Origin of the sequence: Enterococcus sp. DIV0901a, from assembly GCF_051711525.1 — a bacterium.
GTDB classification, from domain to species: Bacteria; Bacillota; Bacilli; order Lactobacillales; family Enterococcaceae; genus Enterococcus_B; species Enterococcus_B faecium.
On the sequence record NZ_JBIOMW010000001.1, the window covers coordinates 2,548,458 to 2,569,210 of the forward strand.

23 protein-coding genes and 1 other annotated feature are annotated in these 20,753 nt (G+C 39.4%); of the genes, 5 read left to right on the forward strand and 18 right to left on the reverse strand.

What is annotated here, in order from left to right:
- Positions 1-178 precede the first annotated feature (178 nt).
- Complete coding sequence (mscL, locus tag IGL70_RS12255) at positions 179-640, forward strand: large conductance mechanosensitive channel protein MscL (RefSeq protein ID WP_002287431.1); 462 nt, start codon at positions 179-181, stop codon at positions 638-640.
- Between the two features lie 58 nt (positions 641-698).
- Here mscL and IGL70_RS12260 read toward each other — a convergent pair whose 3' ends face one another.
- The 12 genes from IGL70_RS12260 to IGL70_RS12315 form a co-directional block, all read right to left on the reverse strand.
- The gene (locus tag IGL70_RS12260) at positions 699-1,145 is read right to left on the reverse strand and encodes a GNAT family N-acetyltransferase (protein WP_002297374.1); all 447 of its coding nucleotides are present in this window, start codon (positions 1,143-1,145) and stop codon (positions 699-701) included.
- A gap of 92 nt (positions 1,146-1,237) precedes the next feature.
- On the reverse strand, positions 1,238-1,483 hold the full coding sequence (locus IGL70_RS12265; protein ID WP_002287434.1) for a Veg family protein: 246 nt from the start codon (positions 1,481-1,483) through the stop codon (positions 1,238-1,240).
- 114 nt (positions 1,484-1,597) lie between these two features.
- A complete protein-coding gene (locus IGL70_RS12270; RefSeq protein ID WP_002287436.1) occupies positions 1,598-2,176 on the reverse strand; it encodes a sigma-70 family RNA polymerase sigma factor in 579 nt (192 codons plus the stop codon).
- A 76-nt stretch (positions 2,177-2,252) separates the two neighbouring features.
- Positions 2,253-2,783 (reverse strand): NYN domain-containing protein, encoded by a 531-nt coding sequence (locus IGL70_RS12275; RefSeq protein WP_002318843.1) that lies wholly within the window; start codon positions 2,781-2,783, stop codon positions 2,253-2,255.
- 3 nt (positions 2,784-2,786) lie between these two features.
- Positions 2,787-3,647, reverse strand: coding sequence for a 23S rRNA (guanosine(2251)-2'-O)-methyltransferase RlmB (gene rlmB, locus IGL70_RS12280; RefSeq protein ID WP_002318842.1), 861 nt, complete (start codon positions 3,645-3,647; stop codon positions 2,787-2,789).
- Positions 3,640-4,035, reverse strand: coding sequence for a Mini-ribonuclease 3 (locus tag IGL70_RS12285; protein ID WP_002293091.1), 396 nt, complete (start codon positions 4,033-4,035; stop codon positions 3,640-3,642). Before IGL70_RS12285 ends, rlmB begins: the two co-directional genes overlap by 8 nt.
- Positions 4,032-5,444, reverse strand: a complete 1,413-nt coding sequence (cysS, locus tag IGL70_RS12290) for a cysteine--tRNA ligase (RefSeq protein ID WP_002287445.1) — start codon at positions 5,442-5,444, stop codon at positions 4,032-4,034. The genes IGL70_RS12285 and cysS overlap by 4 nt, the downstream gene beginning before the upstream one ends.
- Positions 5,441-5,977 carry a serine O-acetyltransferase EpsC gene (gene epsC, locus IGL70_RS12295; protein WP_002287446.1) on the reverse strand — a complete coding sequence of 179 codons (537 nt, stop codon included), beginning with the start codon at positions 5,975-5,977 and terminating at the stop codon, positions 5,441-5,443. Before epsC ends, cysS begins: the two co-directional genes overlap by 4 nt.
- A gap of 85 nt (positions 5,978-6,062) precedes the next feature.
- Positions 6,063-6,302 (reverse strand) — a binding site (T-box leader).
- Positions 6,299-7,759, reverse strand: a complete 1,461-nt coding sequence (gene gltX, locus IGL70_RS12300) for a glutamate--tRNA ligase (protein ID WP_002293095.1) — start codon at positions 7,757-7,759, stop codon at positions 6,299-6,301. (Overlaps the previous feature by 4 nt.)
- Positions 7,760-7,928: 169 nt before the next feature.
- The gene (locus IGL70_RS12305; protein WP_002287448.1) at positions 7,929-9,086 is read right to left on the reverse strand and encodes a PIN/TRAM domain-containing protein; all 1,158 of its coding nucleotides are present in this window, start codon (positions 9,084-9,086) and stop codon (positions 7,929-7,931) included.
- Between the two features lie 33 nt (positions 9,087-9,119).
- Positions 9,120-10,490, reverse strand: coding sequence for a DNA repair protein RadA (gene radA / locus IGL70_RS12310; RefSeq protein ID WP_002287449.1), 1,371 nt, complete (start codon positions 10,488-10,490; stop codon positions 9,120-9,122).
- Between the two features lie 62 nt (positions 10,491-10,552).
- Complete coding sequence (locus IGL70_RS12315) at positions 10,553-11,080, reverse strand: dUTP diphosphatase (protein WP_002287450.1); 528 nt, start codon at positions 11,078-11,080, stop codon at positions 10,553-10,555.
- 229 nt (positions 11,081-11,309) lie between these two features.
- Here IGL70_RS12315 and proB point away from each other — a divergent pair, with 229 nt between their 5' ends.
- From proB to IGL70_RS12330, 3 genes are all read left to right on the forward strand, one after another.
- Positions 11,310-12,116 carry a glutamate 5-kinase gene (gene proB / locus IGL70_RS12320; RefSeq protein ID WP_002287451.1) on the forward strand — a complete coding sequence of 269 codons (807 nt, stop codon included), beginning with the start codon at positions 11,310-11,312 and terminating at the stop codon, positions 12,114-12,116.
- Positions 12,113-13,360, forward strand: coding sequence for a glutamate-5-semialdehyde dehydrogenase (locus IGL70_RS12325; protein ID WP_002298218.1), 1,248 nt, complete (start codon positions 12,113-12,115; stop codon positions 13,358-13,360). Before proB ends, IGL70_RS12325 begins: the two co-directional genes overlap by 4 nt.
- Before the next feature lie 75 nt (positions 13,361-13,435).
- A complete protein-coding gene (locus IGL70_RS12330) occupies positions 13,436-13,780 on the forward strand; it encodes a hypothetical protein (protein WP_002307733.1) in 345 nt (114 codons plus the stop codon).
- Positions 13,781-14,034: 254 nt separating this feature from the next.
- Here the strand turns inward: IGL70_RS12330 and IGL70_RS12335 are convergent, their stop codons facing one another.
- Both IGL70_RS12335 and IGL70_RS12340 read right to left on the reverse strand, forming a co-directional pair.
- On the reverse strand, positions 14,035-14,361 hold the full coding sequence (locus tag IGL70_RS12335) for a hypothetical protein (RefSeq protein ID WP_002287453.1): 327 nt from the start codon (positions 14,359-14,361) through the stop codon (positions 14,035-14,037).
- Positions 14,362-15,097: 736 nt separating this feature from the next.
- Complete coding sequence (locus IGL70_RS12340; protein WP_002296013.1) at positions 15,098-16,300, reverse strand: MFS transporter; 1,203 nt, start codon at positions 16,298-16,300, stop codon at positions 15,098-15,100.
- Positions 16,301-16,416: 116 nt separating this feature from the next.
- Between IGL70_RS12340 and IGL70_RS12345 the strand changes: the two genes are divergently transcribed.
- The gene (locus IGL70_RS12345) at positions 16,417-16,932 is read left to right on the forward strand and encodes a PadR family transcriptional regulator (protein ID WP_002325515.1); all 516 of its coding nucleotides are present in this window, start codon (positions 16,417-16,419) and stop codon (positions 16,930-16,932) included.
- A gap of 198 nt (positions 16,933-17,130) precedes the next feature.
- Here the strand turns inward: IGL70_RS12345 and IGL70_RS12350 are convergent, their stop codons facing one another.
- The 4 genes from IGL70_RS12350 to IGL70_RS12365 all read right to left on the reverse strand — a co-directional run bounded on the left by IGL70_RS12350 (position 17,131) and on the right by IGL70_RS12365 (position 20,533).
- Positions 17,131-17,577 carry a DUF2798 domain-containing protein gene (locus IGL70_RS12350; RefSeq protein WP_002287457.1) on the reverse strand — a complete coding sequence of 149 codons (447 nt, stop codon included), beginning with the start codon at positions 17,575-17,577 and terminating at the stop codon, positions 17,131-17,133.
- Positions 17,578-17,623: 46 nt separating this feature from the next.
- Entirely contained in the window at positions 17,624-19,102 is a 1,479-nt protein-coding gene (gene msr(C), locus IGL70_RS12355; protein WP_104873685.1) for an ABC-F type ribosomal protection protein Msr(C), read from the reverse strand.
- A 353-nt stretch (positions 19,103-19,455) separates the two neighbouring features.
- Positions 19,456-20,085: a nitroreductase family protein gene (locus IGL70_RS12360; protein WP_002287459.1), complete on the reverse strand. Its 630-nt coding sequence runs from the start codon at positions 20,083-20,085 to the stop codon at positions 19,456-19,458.
- Positions 20,069-20,533: a MarR family winged helix-turn-helix transcriptional regulator gene (locus tag IGL70_RS12365; protein ID WP_002287461.1), complete on the reverse strand. Its 465-nt coding sequence runs from the start codon at positions 20,531-20,533 to the stop codon at positions 20,069-20,071. The genes IGL70_RS12360 and IGL70_RS12365 overlap by 17 nt, the downstream gene beginning before the upstream one ends.
- Between the last annotated feature and the right edge of the window lie 220 nt (positions 20,534-20,753).

Sequence of the window (20,753 nt, forward strand, 5' to 3'; positions counted from 1 at the left end):
CCTCTGCTTGAAATTTATAAGTTCAGGCAATTCGCCGTTTTTTCTAAATGATGTTACACTTTATAGTATAGCATAGATGTTTTTTATCAAAAGAAACAGACGGCTAAAAGCGTATATTGTTTTTTTATTTTTTATTTTTCGATATACTAAAGACAAATAAAAGAAGGGAGGGTCATTCATGATCAAAGAATTCAAAGAGTTCATCATGCGTGGAGATGTCTTGGATCTTGCTGTCGGCGTTGTTATTGGTAGTGCGTTTACAAGCATCGTAAACCAAGTGGTGCAAGGCTTGATCACACCACTAATAGGTTGGTTTGTCGCAATGATCACAGGTACTTCTGATTTAGAAGGAGCACTTTCAATTCTTGACTGGTCGCCGACAAAAGGCGTCACATTTGCGTTTGGTAACGTTATTAGTGCTATCATTACATTTCTGATCACTGGTTTTGTCTTATTCTTAGTTGTCAAAGCGGCAAACCGTGCGAAGAATTTACGCTCCAAAGAAGAGCAAGTGGAAGTGGAAGAAACTCCTACTGCAGAAGATTATCTTAGTGACATACGCGATCTTCTTGCCAAACAAGTGGCAGAAGACAATACACATCCAGTAGAGCAAACAAATCTTTCCGATACTTCTAAATAATAAAGAATCTAAAAAAAAGAAAGCCGATTTTCAGTGTCGGCTTTCTTTTTTTAGATTCTTAACTTGCTACTTGTTCCTTTTTCATGTCGATATGTGGAATATCATCTTCCAAATACACATCTGAGATTGCCTTGAATCCAAACGACTCATAAAAAGCTTGTAGGTATTCTTGTGCGCCGATCACGATTGGTTTTTCTGGAAAATTTTTCTGGATCATGTTAATCGTTTCTTGAACAATCTTTCTTCCTAAACCATCTTTACGGTTGTCCTGATGAACAAGGACACGTCCAAAATGGATACTCTCCGCTTCTTCATATACTCGCGTGTAGGCAAGGATCTTCCCATCAGTATCTTGAAAAAACGTATGCCAAGCTTGTCCATCAATGTCATCAACTTCTTGATAAGGACACTGTTGTTCCACAACAAAAACTGCGATTCGTTCTTTGACGATCGCGTAAAACTCTGCTGTTGACAATTCTTCAAATTTCTTTACCTGATATTCCACTAAGCAAACGCCCCCTGCTTTTTTATTCTTAGCATACCGATTCGCACACAAAAAAGCAAACGAACCTTACGAATCTCAGGCTCGTTTGCTTTTTAAACTGCTTCAGTTAAAAATTCGATCTCAACTGTCCGAGTAAGTACATCTGAATAGCTGTAAGATACTCGTTCAAAAGAATTTTCTTCAGGATCCAAATCAACAACGAATACTGAAGGATAGGTTTCTGTTAAAACGCCGCGGCGTTCTGTTTGACGCTTTCTTCCTGTCTGAGCAACCAACATGATTGGGCTGCCGATACGACCTTCTAAATCTTTCTTGATTGAAGCTAAAGTTGTTGGCATACAGTTCACCTCTACTATCAACTATACCACATATTTTTAAAATTTTCAAGTTTACCATAAAAAAAAAAGAAATGCAATAAAAATAAATAAGAAGCTCATTAAGATTTTTCTAAATTATTCCTCATTATAAAATTTCAAGTGTTTTTTTATTTTGAGTTTTACTCTCCCGTAAGCGCTCATTACTTGCTTGTGATCCATTGCTAAACATTCAGCCATGTCTACAAAATCAACGCCTTGCATATAATAATGAAAAATTTTAGCTTCTATTTTTGAAAACTGGATTTCGCAATTTTCGATTGCTTCTTTTAATAAAAGATGCTGAATCGCTAAAGGTTCTTGCAATGTGATCTCTGCTAAAAAGTCTGGTCCTTCTGTCTCTATTTTTTGGTCGATTGAGACTTCATCTTTTTGATCACGACGCTTCAGCGCGTTCTGCTTCCTCAACAGAGAATAGATTTGATTGCTTATAATGCTTTTATAATAACTTCCAAAGCTAACACCTTTGCTTTTTTCGTAAGTTCTCAATGCCTGATATAAAGCGATCCTTGCTTCTTGTTCCCAATCCTCAGAAACATAATTTCTTAAATAATAGGTGTTTTTCAAACGTAGTAAAAGTGGAAAATATTTTTGATACAGGGCAGCAAATGCTTCTTCGTCACCATTACGTGCAGCGCGCAATAACTCCTCAGACATAAAATAATTCCTCCATAAATTCGTTTATGGAGGAATCTTATCATCAATGATTCATCGAACTGATTAGAACGATATGTTATTTATTTTTTCTCATTAAATCGTCCAATTTTTGGGACAATTTTTTTAACTGCTCTTCATTCCATGGAGAATTACGTCGGAAATCAATAAAATGCATATCTTTATTTTCTTGGGCTATTGTTTTTTCCGTTTTTTTTATCGTCTTATATAATTCATAAGCAGAAGTTCGTAATGCTCCTTGGGAAAAGATCATCCACTGTTCTGCTAAATCGCTTGTCGCCACTGTCACTTGTGTCAAACGGTCATTCAGCTGACCAGCGATTCTCTCGATATAACTGTCAGCCGTTTCGTCTTCTTTCGTAAAAACAACATCCAACTGGTATTTCTTATAATTTTGTTGGATGCCCGGAACTAATTGGGCATCGAAGACAACGATGACTTCTAGTCCTTCATATTTCGCATAATTTGATAAACGATGTAAAAGAGCTTCTCTTGCATCCGCCATTTTGTCCTGCTTTTTAAGCTGGACAAGTTCCGGCCACGAACCAATCATGTTGTAGCCGTCTACAATCAACAGCTGTTTTTTCATGGTCTACTCCCCCTGACGTTGGGAAAAAGCCTGATACATAAGCAAACCAGCAGCAACACTGGCATTTAAGCTCTGGACGTGCCCGGTCATCGGGATCGTCAGCAATTCATCCATTTCTTTTTTCAATCCTGGACTCATTCCTTTGCCTTCATTACCAATGACTAAAGCAATTGATCCTTTGGCATTCCATTTTTGGAAGTTTGTGCCGGTCATATCTGTGCCAAATACCCAAAATCCTGTTTCTTTGAGCTGTTGCACAGCTTGTACCAAATTCGTCACGCGTGCAACAGGGACATGTTCGACTGCCCCAGTGGAAGTCTTTGTTACGATAGGTGTGATTCCAACTGCTCGGTGTTTTGGTATGATCACACCATCGACGCCACTTGCGTCTGCTGTCCGTAAAATCGACCCAAAATTGTGTGGATCTTCGATGCTATCCAAAATCAAAAAGAAGGGGTCTTCTTTTTTCTCTTTTGTTCGTTCAATCAGTTGGTCAAGGGATAAATATTCATAAGGTGTAATCGCAAGAACGACTCCTTGATGCACGCCGTGATCGCTCAAAGTTTCTAATTTTTGTTTAGGAACCCATTTGACTGGCACAGCTTGTTCACGTGCGATTTCTTTCAGTTCTTCTACTTTTTCTCCTCGTGAATCTTCTTGAAGAAAGAGTTTATTCCCTCGCCCTTGTTGTAGCGCTTCTACTGCGGCATGGTGTCCAAAGACGAAATTATCTTCTAATGCTTCTTCATTTTGATCAGAAACTGACTGATTTCGTCCAGTTTGCTTTTTATTTGGATATCTATTTTGTTTTTTGTCTTCAAATCCACGTTTCGATTGATGTTTGTTTGTTCTTTCTTTACCCATTTTTTTCACCAACTTTCTGAATACACCAGCGGATCAATTCTTCCATCCGCTCGGTTTGTTTTGTCAAATGCAGATAGCCCATGAGCGCTTCGAACCCTGTTGCGACCCGATACGTCGTAACATCAGCATTTTTTGCGCTCGTATGGCTTTTAGCATTTCTTCCTCTGCGATAATAAAGTTCTTCTTCTTCTGTCAAAAGATGTTCTTCCAGCATTTGCTGAATCAAAAAGGCTTGTGCATTCGCAGAAACATAATTCGTTGCCGCACGATGCAGCTTGTTGGGTTTTGTTTCTCCTTGATCAATCAGGTGGTCACGAACATAGATTTCGTAAATCGCATCTCCAACATAAGCCAAGGCTAAACCGTTCAATTGTGTGTAATCTCTCATGCTTCTCTTCTCCATCGGGTTCCTTGCGGTGTATCTTCTAATAAGATCCCTTTTTCTTTCAACAAATCACGAATTTCGTCGCTTCGGACAAAATCACGATTGCTTCTTGCTTGATTTCGTTCTTCGATCAATTGTTCAATCTCTTCATCTAATAACTCTTCTGCTGTAAATAAAATACCGAAGATCGAAAGCCATTGCGAGAATAAAGCTTCTCCTTGTGCCAAGACAGCGGCAGAAACTTTCGGCTGGTCTAGATAAGTGTTCAGCCACTTAGCAAGCTCATAGACCACTGTGATCCCATTTGCTGCATTAAAATCATCGTCCATTTCTTCGATGAATCGCTGTTCTAAATTTTCTAACAAAGCGATTTTATCCGCATCATCTGCCAAATTCTCTGAGGCAGTTTCTTGGCGGAATTTCAAATTGTCAAACGTATTCTTCAGTCGTTGTAAATTGGTGGCTGCTTCTTTCATCGTCGTTTCACTGTAGCGGATCGGACGACGGTATTGTGTGGTCGCCATGAAGAAACGCAAGACTTGTGGATCAACGTTTTTGATCATTTCATGTACAGTGATGAAATTCCCTAGAGATTTACTCATTTTTTCATCGTCTTCGCCAATCGTTACATAGCCATTGTGCATCCAGTAATTAGCGAATTTTTTCCCTGTTTTCGCTTCACTTTGTGCGATTTCATTTTCATGATGAGGAAATTCTAAATCTTGCCCGCCACCATGGATATCGATCGTTTCTCCTAAATGTTTTGTTGCCATAACGGAACATTCAATATGCCAACCGGGACGTCCTTTGCCCCATGGTGAATCCCAAGAAATCTCGCCAGGTTTTGCTTGTTTCCATAAAGCGAAATCTAATGGGTCTTCTTTTTGCTGCTGTTCTTCCCCTGTACGCTGACTTGCTCCGACTTCCAGTTCATCGATGGATTGGTCACTTAATTTCCCATAATTTTCAAATTTACGGGTACGGTAATACACATCACCTGAAGATTCATAAGCATAGCCTTTTTCAACCAACACTTGAATAAATGCTAAAATATCTGGCATATGATCCATGACTCTTGGATGCAGTGTAGCAGGCTCGACATTCAACGCTTTCGTATCTTCTTCAAATGCTCGGATGAAACGATCAGCAACTTCTGGTGCTGTAATACCTAATTCATTTGCTGTACGGATGATTTTATCGTCTACATCCGTGAAATTCGATACGAAATCGACTTTATAGCCTCGATATTCAAAATAGCGTCGAATTGTATCGAAAGCAATGGTGCTACGAGCATTTCCGATATGGATATAATTATACACAGTCGGTCCGCAGACATACATACCGACATGTCCCTTTTGTATAGGGATGAATTCTTCTTTTTTTCTGGTCAATGTATTGTAGATTTTTATCATTCTGATCTCCTCACTTTTTCTCCTTTGATTCGAACGACTTTTGCTGGTACTCCTACCGCTGTAGCGTCGTCTGGAACATCTTTCAACACAACGGCACCTGCACCGATTTTGGCGTTTTTTCCGATCGTTACCGGTCCTAATATCTGCGCATTCGCAGAGAGCATGGCTCCTTGTTTAACAGTTGGGTGTCTTTTACCCGTTTCTTTTCCTGTGCCGCCTAATGTTACGCCATGGAATAAAATCACATCGTCCTCGATTTCTGCGGTTTCGCCAATGACGATTCCCATTCCATGGTCGATGAACACGCCAGTTCCAATCGTTGCTCCTGGATGGATCTCAACACCAGTTAGGAAACGCCAGAATTGAGCATTGATCTTCGCCAATAAAAAGAGCCGGTGCTGATATAAAAAATGAGAGAAACGATGCCAAAACAAGGCATGAAAACCAGGGTATGTCAAAACGATCTCAGCTGTCGAACGTGCAGCCGGATCGTTTCTCTTTGCTGCATCAATCGCTCGGGTAAACCAACTCATGACTTTCCACTCCTTTCGTAAGAATTTTATGTAGGAAATCATCTTCTTATAAAGAAAAGAAGCGCCTTTTAAATAAGTTTCCTTATCAAAAGACGCTTTCCGCGTGGTTCCACTTTTCTTCATAATCAATGATTATCTCTGACAGCTAACGCCTGTTATACGTTCTTGGCTACTTTGTTTCCTATAAAACAGTTTTTCCTGTTTTCTGTGTTTCGCCAAGACCACTCCCAGAGGCATTTCGGCAACCATTCATTGATACCTTGCACCACCCGGTATCTCTCTTGTAATGATCAGCTGCTTACTTTTTTCTGTTCATCGTGTTTAGTTCAGTACTTGATTTAAATGTGCTAATGATTTTTCACGACCAAGCAATTCGATCGTTTCAGGCAATTCTGGACCATGCATTTGTCCTGATACAGCTACACGGATTGGCATGAAAAGATTTTTTCCTTTTACGCCAGTTTCTTTTTGAACAGCTTTGATGGCAGCTTTGACAGTTGGAGCATCTACTACTTCCATTTGTTCTAGCTGTGCTTTGAATGCGTGGAGAACAGTAGGAACTGTTTCACCAGCAAGTACTTCTTTTGCTGCTTCATTCAATACAGGATGTTCATTGAAAAATAGCGTAGACAGATCAACGATTTCTGCAGCATAGCTCATTTGAGGTTGATACAGGCTAACGATCTTCTTCACCCATTCGATTGTCTTTTCATCTGGGTTTTCTGCTACACGTCCATCAGCGATTAGATAAGGCAGACACATGTCAGTAAATGCATCTAGATCCATTGCTTTGATGTAATGGTTGTTTACCCATTGCAGTTTTTTCGCATCGAAAGCTGCGGGTGATTTACTTAGGCGTTTTGGATCGAACATTTTGATCAATTCTTGGTGTTCGAAGATTTCGTCTTCGCCCACAGGTGACCAGCCCAATAATGCAATAAAGTTGAACATTGCATCTGGTAGATAGCCTAATTCGCGATATTGTTCGATAAATTGCAAGATTGATTCGTCACGTTTGCTTAGTTTTTTACCTGTTTCACTGTTGATGATCAATGTCATATGTCCGAAGGTTGGTGGTGTCCAGCCAAATGCTTCATAGATCATCAGTTGTTTTGGTGTATTGGCAATATGGTCATCTCCACGTAAAACGTGAGTGATTTTCATCAAATGATCATCGACCGCAACAGCAAAATTATAAGTTGGCATACCATCGCGTTTTTGGATGACAAAGTCGCCACCGATATTATCGGATTCGAACGAAATAGCGCCTTTCACCATATCTGTAAATGCGTATTCTGTATTGCGAGGCACACGGAAACGTACAACAGATTCTAGACCTTGTGCTTCTTTTTCTGCTTGTTCTTCAGGTGTCAAGTTCGCACATGTTCCTGCGTAATGAGGCATTTCTCCTCTTGCGCGTTGTGCTTCCCGTTCTGCTTCTAATTCTTCTTCTGTGCAATAGCATTTGTATGCTCGATTGCTAGCAAGCAGCTGATCAATCAGCGGTTGATAGATTTCTTTACGTTCAGATTGACGGTAAGGGCCGTATTCTCCAGGATTTTCAGGAGATTCATCCCAATCCATTCCCAACCAAGCAAGGTTTTCCAACTGGCTTTTTTCGCCATCTTCGATATTACGTTTTTGGTCAGTATCCTCAATACGAATAATAAAGTCTCCATCATTGTGGCGGGCAAACAAATAATTGAATAATGCAGTTCTTGCATTTCCAATATGCAGGTGCCCAGTTGGACTTGGTGCATAGCGTACGCGTACTTTCGTCATTTTCTTCCTCTTCTTTCAAACTAGACTTTGACTAACAGCAAAAATTCCGTCAGTTACGGCTTCTCAAATATCATTTATTTAAAGCCACTCAGCACAAATTTTACCTTTTCTAAGGTAAATAGTAAAGCCAACTGGTTGAATTTCCTTACCAGTTGGCTGAATTTCTTTTTTATTTTGATTGTTTAGTCTTTTTCTCTGTCTCTTTTTTATTGTCGATTCCTCGTCCTGCATGTGCAGGTTTAGCAAAGATCATGCGTCCAGCAGCTGTTTGAAGGGCACTTGTTACAACGACTTCGATACGTTCATTCATGTAATGCTGTCCATCTTCTACGACAACCATCGTGCCGTCATCAAGGTAGGCTACTCCTTGTTGGCGTTCTGTCCCGGCTTTTACTACTAGAACATTCATCGTTTCACCAGGGATGACGACTGGTTTTACGGCATTTGCCAACGCATTGATATTAAGAACAGGTACATTTTGGAATTCAGAGACTTTATTCAAGTTATAGTCATTGGTTACAATGACACCATCTAAAAGCTTAGCCAATTTGATCAATTTGCTGTCTACTTCACTGATATCTTCAAAGTCTCCATCGTACATTTCGACAGATATACCCTCTTCTTTTTGCAAGGCATTTAGGATATCTAATCCGCGACGACCACGCACACGTTTCAAACTATCCCCTGAGTCCGCGATGTATTGTAGTTCGTAAAGAACAAAATTAGGGATCATCAAGGTTCCTTCTAAGAATCCAGTCTTTGTAATATCATAAATCCGACCGTCAATGATCACGCTTGTATCCAAGATTTTATATTTATGGAAATTTTCTCCTGATTTTCGTTCTAACAGTTGACTCTCAACTTGACTAGCTGTTTCTTGCTCGATTTTTTTGCTTCGTGAACCAAAAACTTTCTTCCATTCTTCGATTCGTGTCGTTCCCATTCTCAATCCCAGATAGCCTAAGATGATCATCAGTAAAATCGGCAATACACTATTGACGAATGGAATTTCCATATTGTAAAGAGGGGTCGAGATCACAACACCTAAAGTCAATCCGATGATCGCACCGATCGCACCGAAGAGAAGATAAGTCAAGCTGACCTCACTTAGTTTTTGTTCTACTTGTTTGATAATAGCTGAGATATGTTTGGCCAACAGCAAAGATAATAAAAAGAAAATAAGTGCGCCTAACAGGCTGTTGGTAAATGTATTATTCAGCCATCCGTTTGACTGTTGACCGATTGCCTGCCAAGCTGAGGGTAAAAATGAAATACCCAAGCTTGCGCCGACAATGATCATCAGCAAAGTAATGACACGTTTTTGCATCGTTTTTCCTCCGTTTCGACAATCATTTATTAGTTAGCGGAACACACGCTTCAACGTTTCAGCCAAAGTTGCTACTCCAACTATCTCGATTCCTTTTGGCGCTTCCCAGTTACCTAAGTTGTTTTTAGGTAGGTATACTTTTGTGAAGCCGAGTTTTTGGACTTCTTTGACTCGTTGTTCAATATGACTGACACGTCTGATTTCTCCAGTCAGTCCAATTTCACCGATGAAACATTCCGTTGGCTGTGTTCCTTTTTCTTTATAGCTTGAAGCAATACTGACAGCGATAGCTAAATCAATCGCTGGTTCATTTAATTTTACCCCACCTGCAGCTTTTAAGTAAGCATCTTGATTCTGAAGAAGCAACCCAGCTCTTTTTTCCAGCACTGCCATGATCAGAGATACCCGATTGAAATCAAGACCTGTTGTTGTTCGTTTGGCATTTCCGAACATAGTAGGTGTGACTAATGCTTGGATCTCTACCAAAATTGGACGTGTCCCTTCCATTGCCACAACGATAGCAGAGCCAGTTGCACCGTCTAGGCGTTCTTCTAAGAAAATCTGTGAAGGATTAGCGACTTCTTCCAATCCATGCTCATGCATTTCAAAAATCCCAATCTCATTCGTTGAGCCAAATCGGTTTTTTACTGCTCGCAAAATCCGAAAACTATGATGTTGTTCACCTTCAAAATATAACACCGTATCCACCATATGTTCTAACATTCTTGGGCCGGCGATCGAGCCTTCTTTGGTAACATGACCGACGATAAAAATGGCTATCCCATTTGTTTTAGCGATTTTGAGTAGTTCTGCAGTGGTTTCTCTTACTTGGCTGACACTTCCTGCCACACTTGTGATGTCTGGCTGCGTCATCGTTTGGATGGAATCAATGATAACATAATCAGGGGAGATATGTTCGATGGCACGACTGATTTCGTTCATATCTGTTTCAGCGTATAGATAAAATTCTGTGTTGATACTTCCGAGGCGTTCCGCGCGTAATTTTATCTGCTCTGCGCTTTCTTCGCCGGATACATATAAGACTTTTCCGCCTATGGCTGCTAATTGCTGAGAAACTTGTAACAGCAAAGTGGATTTCCCGATACCTGGATCGCCACCAATCAAGACCATAGACCCTGGCACCACACCTCCGCCTAACACACGGTTCAGTTCTTCTAATTTTGTTTTGATCCGAGGTTCTTTTTTAGGGACGACGTCTGCGATTTTTGTTGGTTTTGCTTTTTCTCCTGTCAAACTTGTCCGAGTTCTGCGGTCCGTTGTATCTTGTTCGATTTCTTCGACCATCGTATTCCATTTTCCGCAATTTGGGCAGCGTCCCAAGAACTTAGGCGACACATACCCGCAATTTTGGCAAACAAATTGTACTTTTGATTTTTTTGCCATTGTACCGCCTCCTTTTATCCTAATCATGAGACATTAAATCAAGCTTAAGTATCTTTAACGTTTTATTTACTGGAAGAACCAAATCCGCCTTGACGTTGAGCAGTCGTTTGATCTTGATCTGCTTTTAAAAACGGCAAAAAGATCCCTTGGCCGATACGCTCGCCTTTTTTGATCACTACATCCTTGAAACCAAAGTTGGTGAATTGGAACATGATATGGCCTTCATTTGCCTCATTATTGTAATAATCACTGTCAATCACACCTACTCCGTTTGTCAACACTAAAAACCGCTTCAACGGATTGCTTGAACGGTTAGCAAGCTGCAAAAATTCATCTTCTCCCATGTAAGCTTTGATTCCAGTAGGCACGAGGGTTGGTTTCAATTGTTTTTCATTTTCTGATACATCTTTTTTCAATCCATCTGCGACTGTTTCCAACCCCTTTTTCCAGCCTGCTTTCCAGATACTTGGAATCACGACCTCTTCTGCTGCTTCAAAATCATAGCCAGCAGCATGATGTGTAGCGCGCTGCGGTAGATTGATATTTTGATCTTTATATTTAGAAATAACTTCAAATCCTCTTTTTCTCACCGGTTTTCCTCCCTAAATAAACTACTCCTATTCTAACATATCCGAGGCTGTAAAAGACTTTCTTTACAAATTCTTCAAGAAATTCTGCTATCTTAAAGTAAACCATTAATTCGTTCTTTTTCCAAACGACTGCAAGTTGTACAAAAAAACTATTTTTTACATGACTTTACTCGTCAAAACAAGTAGAATAGAACGAAATTAATGAGTGGATATTTGATTGAGGTGTCACATGCGTAAAGAAATTAAAAATGCAAAACGAATTATTGTCAAAGTAGGAACAAGTACATTGATTTATCCCAATGGAAATATCAATCTTGCGGCAATCGATCAGTTAGCTTTTGTCCTTTCTGATCTTAGAAATCGGGGAAAGGAAGTGATCTTAGTCTCATCAGGAGCTGTAGGCGTTGGTATGCATAAATTACATTTGTCAGAACGTCCGACTTTGATTCCTGAACAGCAAGCTGCGGCGGCTGTTGGTCAAGCCGAACTGATGAATATCTATAATCAAAGATTCAGTGTATATAATCAACAGACGGCACAGATCCTCGTGACAAGAGACGTGGTAGATTATCCTGAAAGTCGTAAAAATGTGAGGAATACATTGGAACAGCTTTTGATTATGGACACGATCCCTATCGTGAACGAAAACGATACTGTAGCAGTGGATGAATTAGATCATCTGACAAAATTTGGCGATAATGATCAGCTGTCAGCCATCATGGCAAAACTTGTCGCGGCAGACCTTTTGATCGTCCTTTCTGATATCGACGGGTTTTATTCAGATAATCCGACTACAAATCCCGAGGCTCAGATGTATCGCTATATCGATAAAATCGATGAAAAGATTCTGGCACAAGCAGGTGGTGCTGGTAGCACATTTGGAACAGGCGGTATGCAGAGTAAATTAAAAGCCGCTTCTAGGATATTTGAAGCAAACAGCGCAATGATTTTAGCAAATGGAAAAAATCCGGCAATTATTTTTGATATTCTTGCAGGAAAAGAAGTAGGTACTTTATTTAAGGAGGACTTGAAATGACTGACTTGATGCAATTAGGACAACAGGCAAAAGATAGCGCGCAACAACTAGCACTTATGCCTACAAACCGCAAAAATGAGCTACTTGTTCAAATGGCACAAACCATCAAAAAGAATCAACAAGCGATCATTGAAGCAAATCATAAAGACTTAGAAAAAGCAGTCGAAAACAATATCAGTGAAACGATGCAAGACCGCTTGCAGCTGACACCTGAGCGAATCAATGCCATGGCTACAGAGATCGAAAAAATTGCTTCGTTAGACGATCCTATTGGAAAAGTAGATGAGATGTGGACGAACACCGACGGATTGAGAATCGGCAAAAAGCGCGTGCCACTAGGCGTGATCGGCATCATTTACGAATCTCGTCCAAATGTCACGACAGATGCAGCTAGTCTAGCATTCAAATCAGGGAATGCCGTTATCCTTCGCGGTGGCAAAGAAGCATTCTTCTCGAATCAATTATTAGTCCAATTATTGCAGCAAGTACTGGTCAGTGCTGGCGAATCTCCTTATGCCATCCAGTTTGTCGATGATACTTCTCATGAAACTGCAGGACAGTTGATGCGATTGACAGAATACTTAGATGTGCTGATTCCTCGAGGCGGAGCAAAATTAATCCAACGAGTCAAAGAACAGGCAACGGTACCTATCATTGAAACAGGTACAGGAAATAATCACGTATATATCGATAAAGAAGCACAGTTATCTATGGCAGTGAACATCATCGTCAATGCAAAAGCTTCCCGTCCATCTGTCTGTAACGCGGCAGAAACATTGCTGATCCATTCTGAGATCGCACCTTTTTTCTTGCCAGCTATTGAAAAAGAACTGGTAGAACACGGGGTCTCTTTACGTGCGGATGCTCGTGCGTTAGAATATCTAGAGACGGCTGCTTTAGCAGAAGACACAGATTGGGATACTGAATATCTAGATTATATCCTTGCTGTCAAAGTGGTCGATTCTTTGGATGAAGCAATTGCACATATCAATCGGCATAATACTAAACATTCAGAAACGATCGTGACAGATAGTTATGCGGCTAGTCAACGTTTCTTAAATGAAGTGGACGCGGCGGCTGTCTATGTCAATGCCTCCACTCGTTTTACAGACGGATCGGTATTTGGTTTTGGTGCAGAGATTGGTATCTCTACTCAAAAGTTGCATGCCCGTGGTCCAATGGGGTTAAATGAATTAACTTCCACAAAATATATCATTTATGGCGATGGACAAATCCGCGAATAATGTTTCGTGTGAAACATTATTCCCGCCTTTTGCCTTTTTTCTGTAAAGGTTCTATCCAACTAGAAAGGTGTCAATATGTTTGAAATTTTAATGATTTTTTTTATTTACCTTATTTCTCTGAATATCGCTGCTTTTCTGGGAGTCGGTATTTTATCCCTTTTCTTTCAATTCAAAAAACGAAGCATAGGGAGTCAACGGGAAAAATGGTCGCAGTATTTTGACAAAATCGGGCCAAAAGGGCTGGTTACACGCTTGCACATTAGTTACATGGTTGCATTATGCTTATTAGCGACAATCAATTACTATTCTTTTTTCGATCATTCAATCGCTTATACGATTACGCTACTGATTGCTGGGATTTTTCACTTATCTTATAAATATCAGCTGAATAAAAACCACTTGAATCGGACTTTCCGCTAAAAAATATCCGTACGATAAGTAGAGTGCCTTGAAGATCGGCAAAAAACTGCCGGACTTTTTAGAGCGTGGGACAAAAGTAAAGAAAAACTTTTGTCCCACGCTCTAAACATGTATAAACGGCGGGAGCAGAAGCAACTCCTTCGGAAATAAGCTGAAATTCACAAAAATTTGAAAAGCAATTTTCGTGAATTTCTTCTTATTTCTTGGAGTTAAACGCTTCTGTCCCAGCCTCTTCCCATATAAACGGTGTTCGCCTACCAGCTGCCTGGTAAATCTGTTTCCTCTTCGTTAAGAAGCGAAAATCCGTCAAATGTTTCGCCATCATAATAACGAAGCAGCTCATCCATGGACAAGTTCATCGTTTTTTCTTTTTCTTCTTCCGCTGATTCAGCCAGTAGCTGTTCCCGATACACCTGATACATACCAGCTATTTTTTGCTGCATCGCTTTTCTAGTTTCACCTTCCGCATTGATTATTGGCAATTCTTTGATATAGCCACGATAAATCAACCGATCATCTGAAAATTCAATGGGTAATTCAACGAGTGTCAACCCGACTTCCTGAAAATATTCTTCCAGCATCTATTATCCCCCCATTCTTTTTCTTAAATGAATTTTAGCTTACCTACTGAAAATTTTCCAGTTTCATTATTTTGAGAAAAAAAGGGAATGTGACAAAAATCGTGTCACATCCCCTTTTTCCGAATAAATGGTGTTCTTCTGCCAACTCCTCAATCATAAGTCACAATATTCAACAAACATGAGAAACTGTTTTTTGAAATTGTTCCTTGTGATTCAGAGTTAAACGACAGTCTCACAACCTCTTGGTAAACGGCGTTCAATCAGCTGACCCTCGGTATTAGCTCAAAAAACGGTAAAATATGAGAAGCTATTTTTCCGTTTTGTTTCTCTAATACTTAGGATAAAACGCTGATTTTACAACCTCTGTTAAACGGTGTTCAATCAGCTGTCCTTCGGTATTAGCTCAAAAAACGGCAAAATATGAGGAACTATTTTTCCGTTTGTTTCTCTAATACTCAGGACAAAACGCTGATTTTACAACCTCCTGATAAACGGTGTTCAAAAGCCAGTTTCTCGGTATTAAGCCAAATTTATGCAAAAATGTGGAAAGTCACTTTCACAAAATTTTTCTTAATACTCGAAACTAAGCGACTTTTTCACAACCTCCTGATAAACGGTGTTCAAAAGCTTGCATCTGCGGTAATAAGCCCAACCAAACGAAAAATATGAGAAGCTATTTTTGTTTGGCTGTTCTTATGACTTGATGCAGGACAGCTTTTTCACAACCTCTGATTTCTTATTCTTCTTCATTTGTAGCAAAATAATTACGGTGATAAATGATACAACATACACTGATAAGAACAATGGCACCTGCAAAATAAAACGCATAGCTTTCACCAATATGTTCACCAATCACACCTGCAATAAATGGTGCTAAAGCTCCACCGAAAAAGCGGACAAAACTATAGCTGGACGAAGCAACGTTTCGTTGCAGACCTGGTATTTCCATAGCAATCGTCGTCAACAGTGTATTGATAATTCCTTGGAAAAATCCTGCTAACACAATGCTGATCGGTACAAGGACTGGCATAGAAGTTCCAGCTCCTAATAACAGCAAACAAATAATGAATAAGACAAATGCTGCTAAAATTGTCCGATAAGTCGTAAACTTCCGCTCAAGAGCCGGTGCAACGAAAATCGAAGCAATAGCCAGAAGCACACCCCAGCCAAAAAATACAAAACCGACTTCTAATTCAGAATAGCCAATCAATAAAAATGGCGCATACGCAAGTAAAGTAAAGAATCCGAAATTATATAACAATGCGATTAGTCCAACTGAACGAAGTTTATGATTGCTTAACGCTTTGACACCTTCCCAAAGGCCTACTTTTCTCTTTGGTTTCTCAGTTTCAGGTAAAAGTACCGCTAGGGCTATAAAACCGCAAAACATCAAAAATGCTACCCCAAAAAATGGATAACGCCATGAACCACTGCCCAAGACCCCACCGACTAGAGGGCCAACAGCCATTCCGCAGCCAAGTGCTGCTTCATACATCATGATTGCTTTTTCTGTGTTACCAACTAAAATACTGACGATCGTTGCTAAAGCAGTAGAGACAAATAAAGCATTCCCGACACCCCAGCCGGCACGTAACCCAATCAGCATTCCGATATTCCCAGATAATCCACCAAGACCAGCGAATACAACGATGATAAACAATCCTGTCATCAATGTTTTTTTCAAACCGATCCGACTAGATAAGAAACCTGTAAATAGCATCACCACACCAGTGACTAACATATAACTAGTAAATAACAGGGTCGTTTCAGCTGGCGTAGCGTTTAACTGTGCAGCAATCGTTTTTAAGATTGGGTCTACTAGACCCACTCCCATAAAAGCGATCATACAGGTAGCTGCTACAACTAGCGCTGAACTTTTCCCCTTTGTTTCTTCATTTGTTTGTTCTTGTATATCTATTTGATTCTCCAATATTTCCATCCCTTTCTCTCTATTAGCATCATACATGATTTATTTTACATGTCAATATGCACATGTAAAACATGGAAACTTTACTGTGATATAATAAAGAAAATAAGACGAGAGGTAGGATTTTTATGAATACTTTAGCCTATATATTATTATGCGTGCTTTTATCCAAACCACGTTCTGGGTATGAATTGAAGCAGCTGATCACAATTTTTTGGGAAGCCCATCACAGTCAGATCTATACAACGCTTGCCAAGTTAGACCAGCAGGGTTATGTGACCGTTTTGGACAAAGACGAGCACTCTCAAAAAAAGATCTACCACTTGACTGATGAAGGACGTGTTCTTGTAGAGGAATGGATCAAAGAGGAAACTCCCGCTCCTACGCAAAAAGATGAATTTCTAGCAAAAATCTATGCTTTTTCGACGCTCGATAAAACAACAGCTACTGGACTGCTATTCACTAGAGAACAACAGCTGAACAAAATCATGCAAAAAAATCAAAAAAAATTGAATGACCTCTCGCTAGACAAGAAACAAGAATTTGGACGTTATGTTGTGATCCAGCGCCGAATCATGCTTTGTCAGCAGGAACTCCAATGGTGTCAGCAAGTAAGAGAACAAATGCAGCAGTTTTTTGAGTAAGGGATAAACAGAACCTTTCTAGAAATATCTATTGAAGAGCAAATTATCTTCAATAAAAGAGCAATACAGTTGGAAAAGAAAAAGCGATCCGAACGACAGGCCAAAACCTATCGTTCGGATCACTATTTTTCTAGAACTGCATTCAAGAGACTATGACAAAAAGCATGCCAAGGCCTTTTTTCAAATAACAGTGTTCCATCATTCATTACTTTGAATTGCTTTTAGCACACTTCTTGAAAGCGGGCCAACGATGATCAACTGCAACGGTAAAGCGGCAATCACATTCATTTTCCAAGCATTCATATAAGCAGAGAATAATTGATCAGGTATTCCTTGTTCCATGATCACACCGAATAAAGACATACATGTCACCATTCCTAAAACCATCAAGCATGAAATAGTTAAGATCATTTGGACCTTGCTTTCTGGATTTACTGGTAGTTTAAAGGCAATTTTTTTCGCCAGCACACCGATGATGAAGACATCCAAAATGAAAGCCACCACGAATCCAGGCACTAGACCAATCAACAAACTTGATAAATGAAGGTCTTGATGCAACCATAAATTATACGCGCTCATTCCTAAGACCATCAAAAAACACATCATTGTTGTAAAAATTATTCCTTCTTTTTTATTTGTAGGCAATCTGTACCACTCCTTTAAATTTGTCACGAAAATCATCGTAGCACATTTAAAAATTTCTCGTAAGTACTTTTTTTATTTTCTGCCCTTTTATTTCATAAACTTCATCAGCCGTACGCTCGACAAAGTAAGAATCATGAGAAGTAAACAAAATCGTTCCCGGATATATTTGCATCAGCTTCTCTAAAGCTTCAATCGTTGCCATATCAATAAAATTAGTCGGTTCATCTAACAGCAACACATTACTTGGCTTAGTAAAAAGCAAAGCAATCGTCAGACGGGTCGCTTCTCCCCCACTTAATGTACATAACGGTTTCGTCAGAGTTTCCTGAGCAAACCCTAAGTGATTCAGCAAACTACGGACAAGCGATTCTGAAAACTCTGTTTGTCTCATGACAAAACGAATGATGGATTCTTCAGATGTCATTTGATAACCCTTTTGCTGATATACTTGAAAGCTTACTTTCGGAGAGAGAAGGATTCCTTCTCCTTGTTTGCGGATATGTTCTAATAAGGTTGTCTTACCTGAACCATTTTCACCGACAATCGCGATTTTTTTACCTAAAGAAAACTGAAAATCACCATTTACCAGTAATGTTCTCCCACTTCTTTCCAGTTGGACATTTTGTCCCATGATGGGATAGCGGCTGTGGAGTTCAAGAGATTTTGGTACTGGAAAACGGATTTGTTTCATCTGCTGCGGCTTGGTTGTTTCTCCTATTTTTTGGAGTTTTCTCTCTAATGTTTTCGCATTCTTTTGGATGGCTTTTTGTACACTGTCTTTTTGTTTAGAGGAAGACAACCGATCCGGTCTGATTTGTTGCTTTTTCTTTTTACTGGACACTTTTTCCAACTTTTCCGCTTGTTTTTTCTTTTCTTGGATCGATTTTTCCAATCGTTTTTTCTCTTTCATGATCGACTCTGCTTCTCGTAGCTGAGTCTTTTTCTCCAATTCCTTTTGAGTGAGATAGGCACTATAATTCCCCAAAAACTCTCGGATTTCTCCGTCTTTTACTTCCCAGATTTTCGTTGCCAGCTCATCTAGAAAATAGCGGTCATGACTAACAAAAACCAGCGTACCATAATAATAACGAAGCTCTTCAATCAGTCGATCAATACTTTTTCTATCTAGATGGGTTGTTGGCTCGTCTAGAAGCATCCCTTGTTCATAAGAAGAAAGAAGACGTATCAACTCGATCTTTCGTTCTTCCCCTCCGCTCCATTTCCGCTCTGAAGTTTCTTCCAGTCTTAACTGGAAATGACTGGCTAATTCCAAATTTAGGTCCTTTGCTTCAGCGAGATAGGTTAATTGAGGCAGGTAGTTGAAGGTGATCTCTGTTTGGATTTTCCCATGATCGGGAAAAAGTTCACCGGCTATTAGTTTGAGCAAAGTCGATTTACCGACACCATTTTCTCCTATGATCCCTATACGATCTTGCTGATAGACACGAAGAGAATCAATAGATAGTTCTAGCTGGTTGCCAAAGCTGACTTGTAGATTTGTTATATTTACTGCTAAATTTTCCATATGTTTTACACTCCTATTTCATGTAAAACAACAATTATCGATACTAAAAAAGAGCAGAAAAATCTGTTTGCAAAAAAACTGCATCACATCTTTTCCTACTCTGAACGAAATAACTATGACTAAATCACCAAATCTGTCATAGCTTTCACCTATTCTACTGTCGTTCGAAAAAATGGACATACTCCATCCATGAAATTGTTGTTTATACATGTCTTTTGAATTTATTTAGTTGTTATTCAAAAGTTCGAAACGTAATTTCATCGATGCAGTCATTTTTCCGACCTCCTTTTTTATTAGGTTACCACACACGATTCAAAAAAAGCAATAGCTACTGAATAGTAACTGAAAACCTTTTATTCGAACGTAGTGATCTTTTCTGGTGCTAAACGAACAGACTCGTAACCTTCTTCTACCGCTTTTCCTATTGATAAAATAATAACTGGAACATAACGGTCTTTATCCAAACCAAATGCCTCTGCCAACTGATCTGCTTCGAATCCACCAATTGGATTTGTTTCATAGCCATGATCACGCGCAACTAACATGAATTGCATAGCCGCTAAGCTAGAATCGACTTTGACTACATCGTTCATTTCTTCTCTTGAAAAACTCTTGTAATAAGGAATGATCGCAGCTAATTGTTGATCTCTGACTTCTTTTGGCATCTTCCCTGATTCGTAAGCTTGGTTATAGATTTCTTCGCCATATTCGTAACATTGCATATCGCCAAAAATCATGACCATTGCAGAAGAAGTATCATTTTGTCTCGTGTTGAAACGGATCAAAGGACGCAAGATTTCTTTTGCTTCCTCGCTTTCAGCGACCACAAAGCGCCATGGTTGCATATTGACAGAAGAAGGTGCAGTCGTCGCTTCTTTGATCATTTCCAGCATTTCTTCGTGTGGGATTTTGTATGTTTCATCATATACGCGAACGGATCTTCTACCAGTCATAATTGTTGAAAAATCATTTTTTTGTTCCATTATTATTAACCTCTTTCGTTTCTGTTGTTATATTGCAAAGTTGGGTATTCAATTTATCTAAAAGTGTTAGAAATTGTTTCATTTCTACATCGCTGAAAGCCGGGGATAGCACGGAACCTGTATCTTTATGGTCCATTTCACAATGCTCGATTTTCTTCTGGGCTTTTTCTGTTAGCGCTACATACACTTCCCGGTTGTTCTGAGGATTTCTCTGACGCGAAACATAGCCATTTGCTTCCAATACCTTCAGATGACGAGTAACTGCTCCTTGATCAATCTGCAACTTTTCTTGCAAACTGCTTTGTAGCAATGGATTTTCTTCTTTCAGTCTCATCATGATCTCGTATCTAGTAAGACTTATACCGATATTTTCTTCAAAGATCTGGACGATTTTTTGATCGGCTAATTTGATTTGATATAAAAGGTGGCTAATCTCTTCTAAAGACATAATTTCCTCCTCTCTAATAATTGACTAGTCAACGATTGACTTGTCAATAATAGAATAAAAAAAGAAAAAAGTCAAAGAATCAGCTGTGTAATAAAAAAAAACGCTCTCAATAGAAAAGTATAGAGAAAAGAAATTTTTTGTAGAATGAACGGAAAAAATGATAAAGAAAGCACAACGCTAAAACCAAGATTATTGATTCCTATCAAACTATAGAAGATAG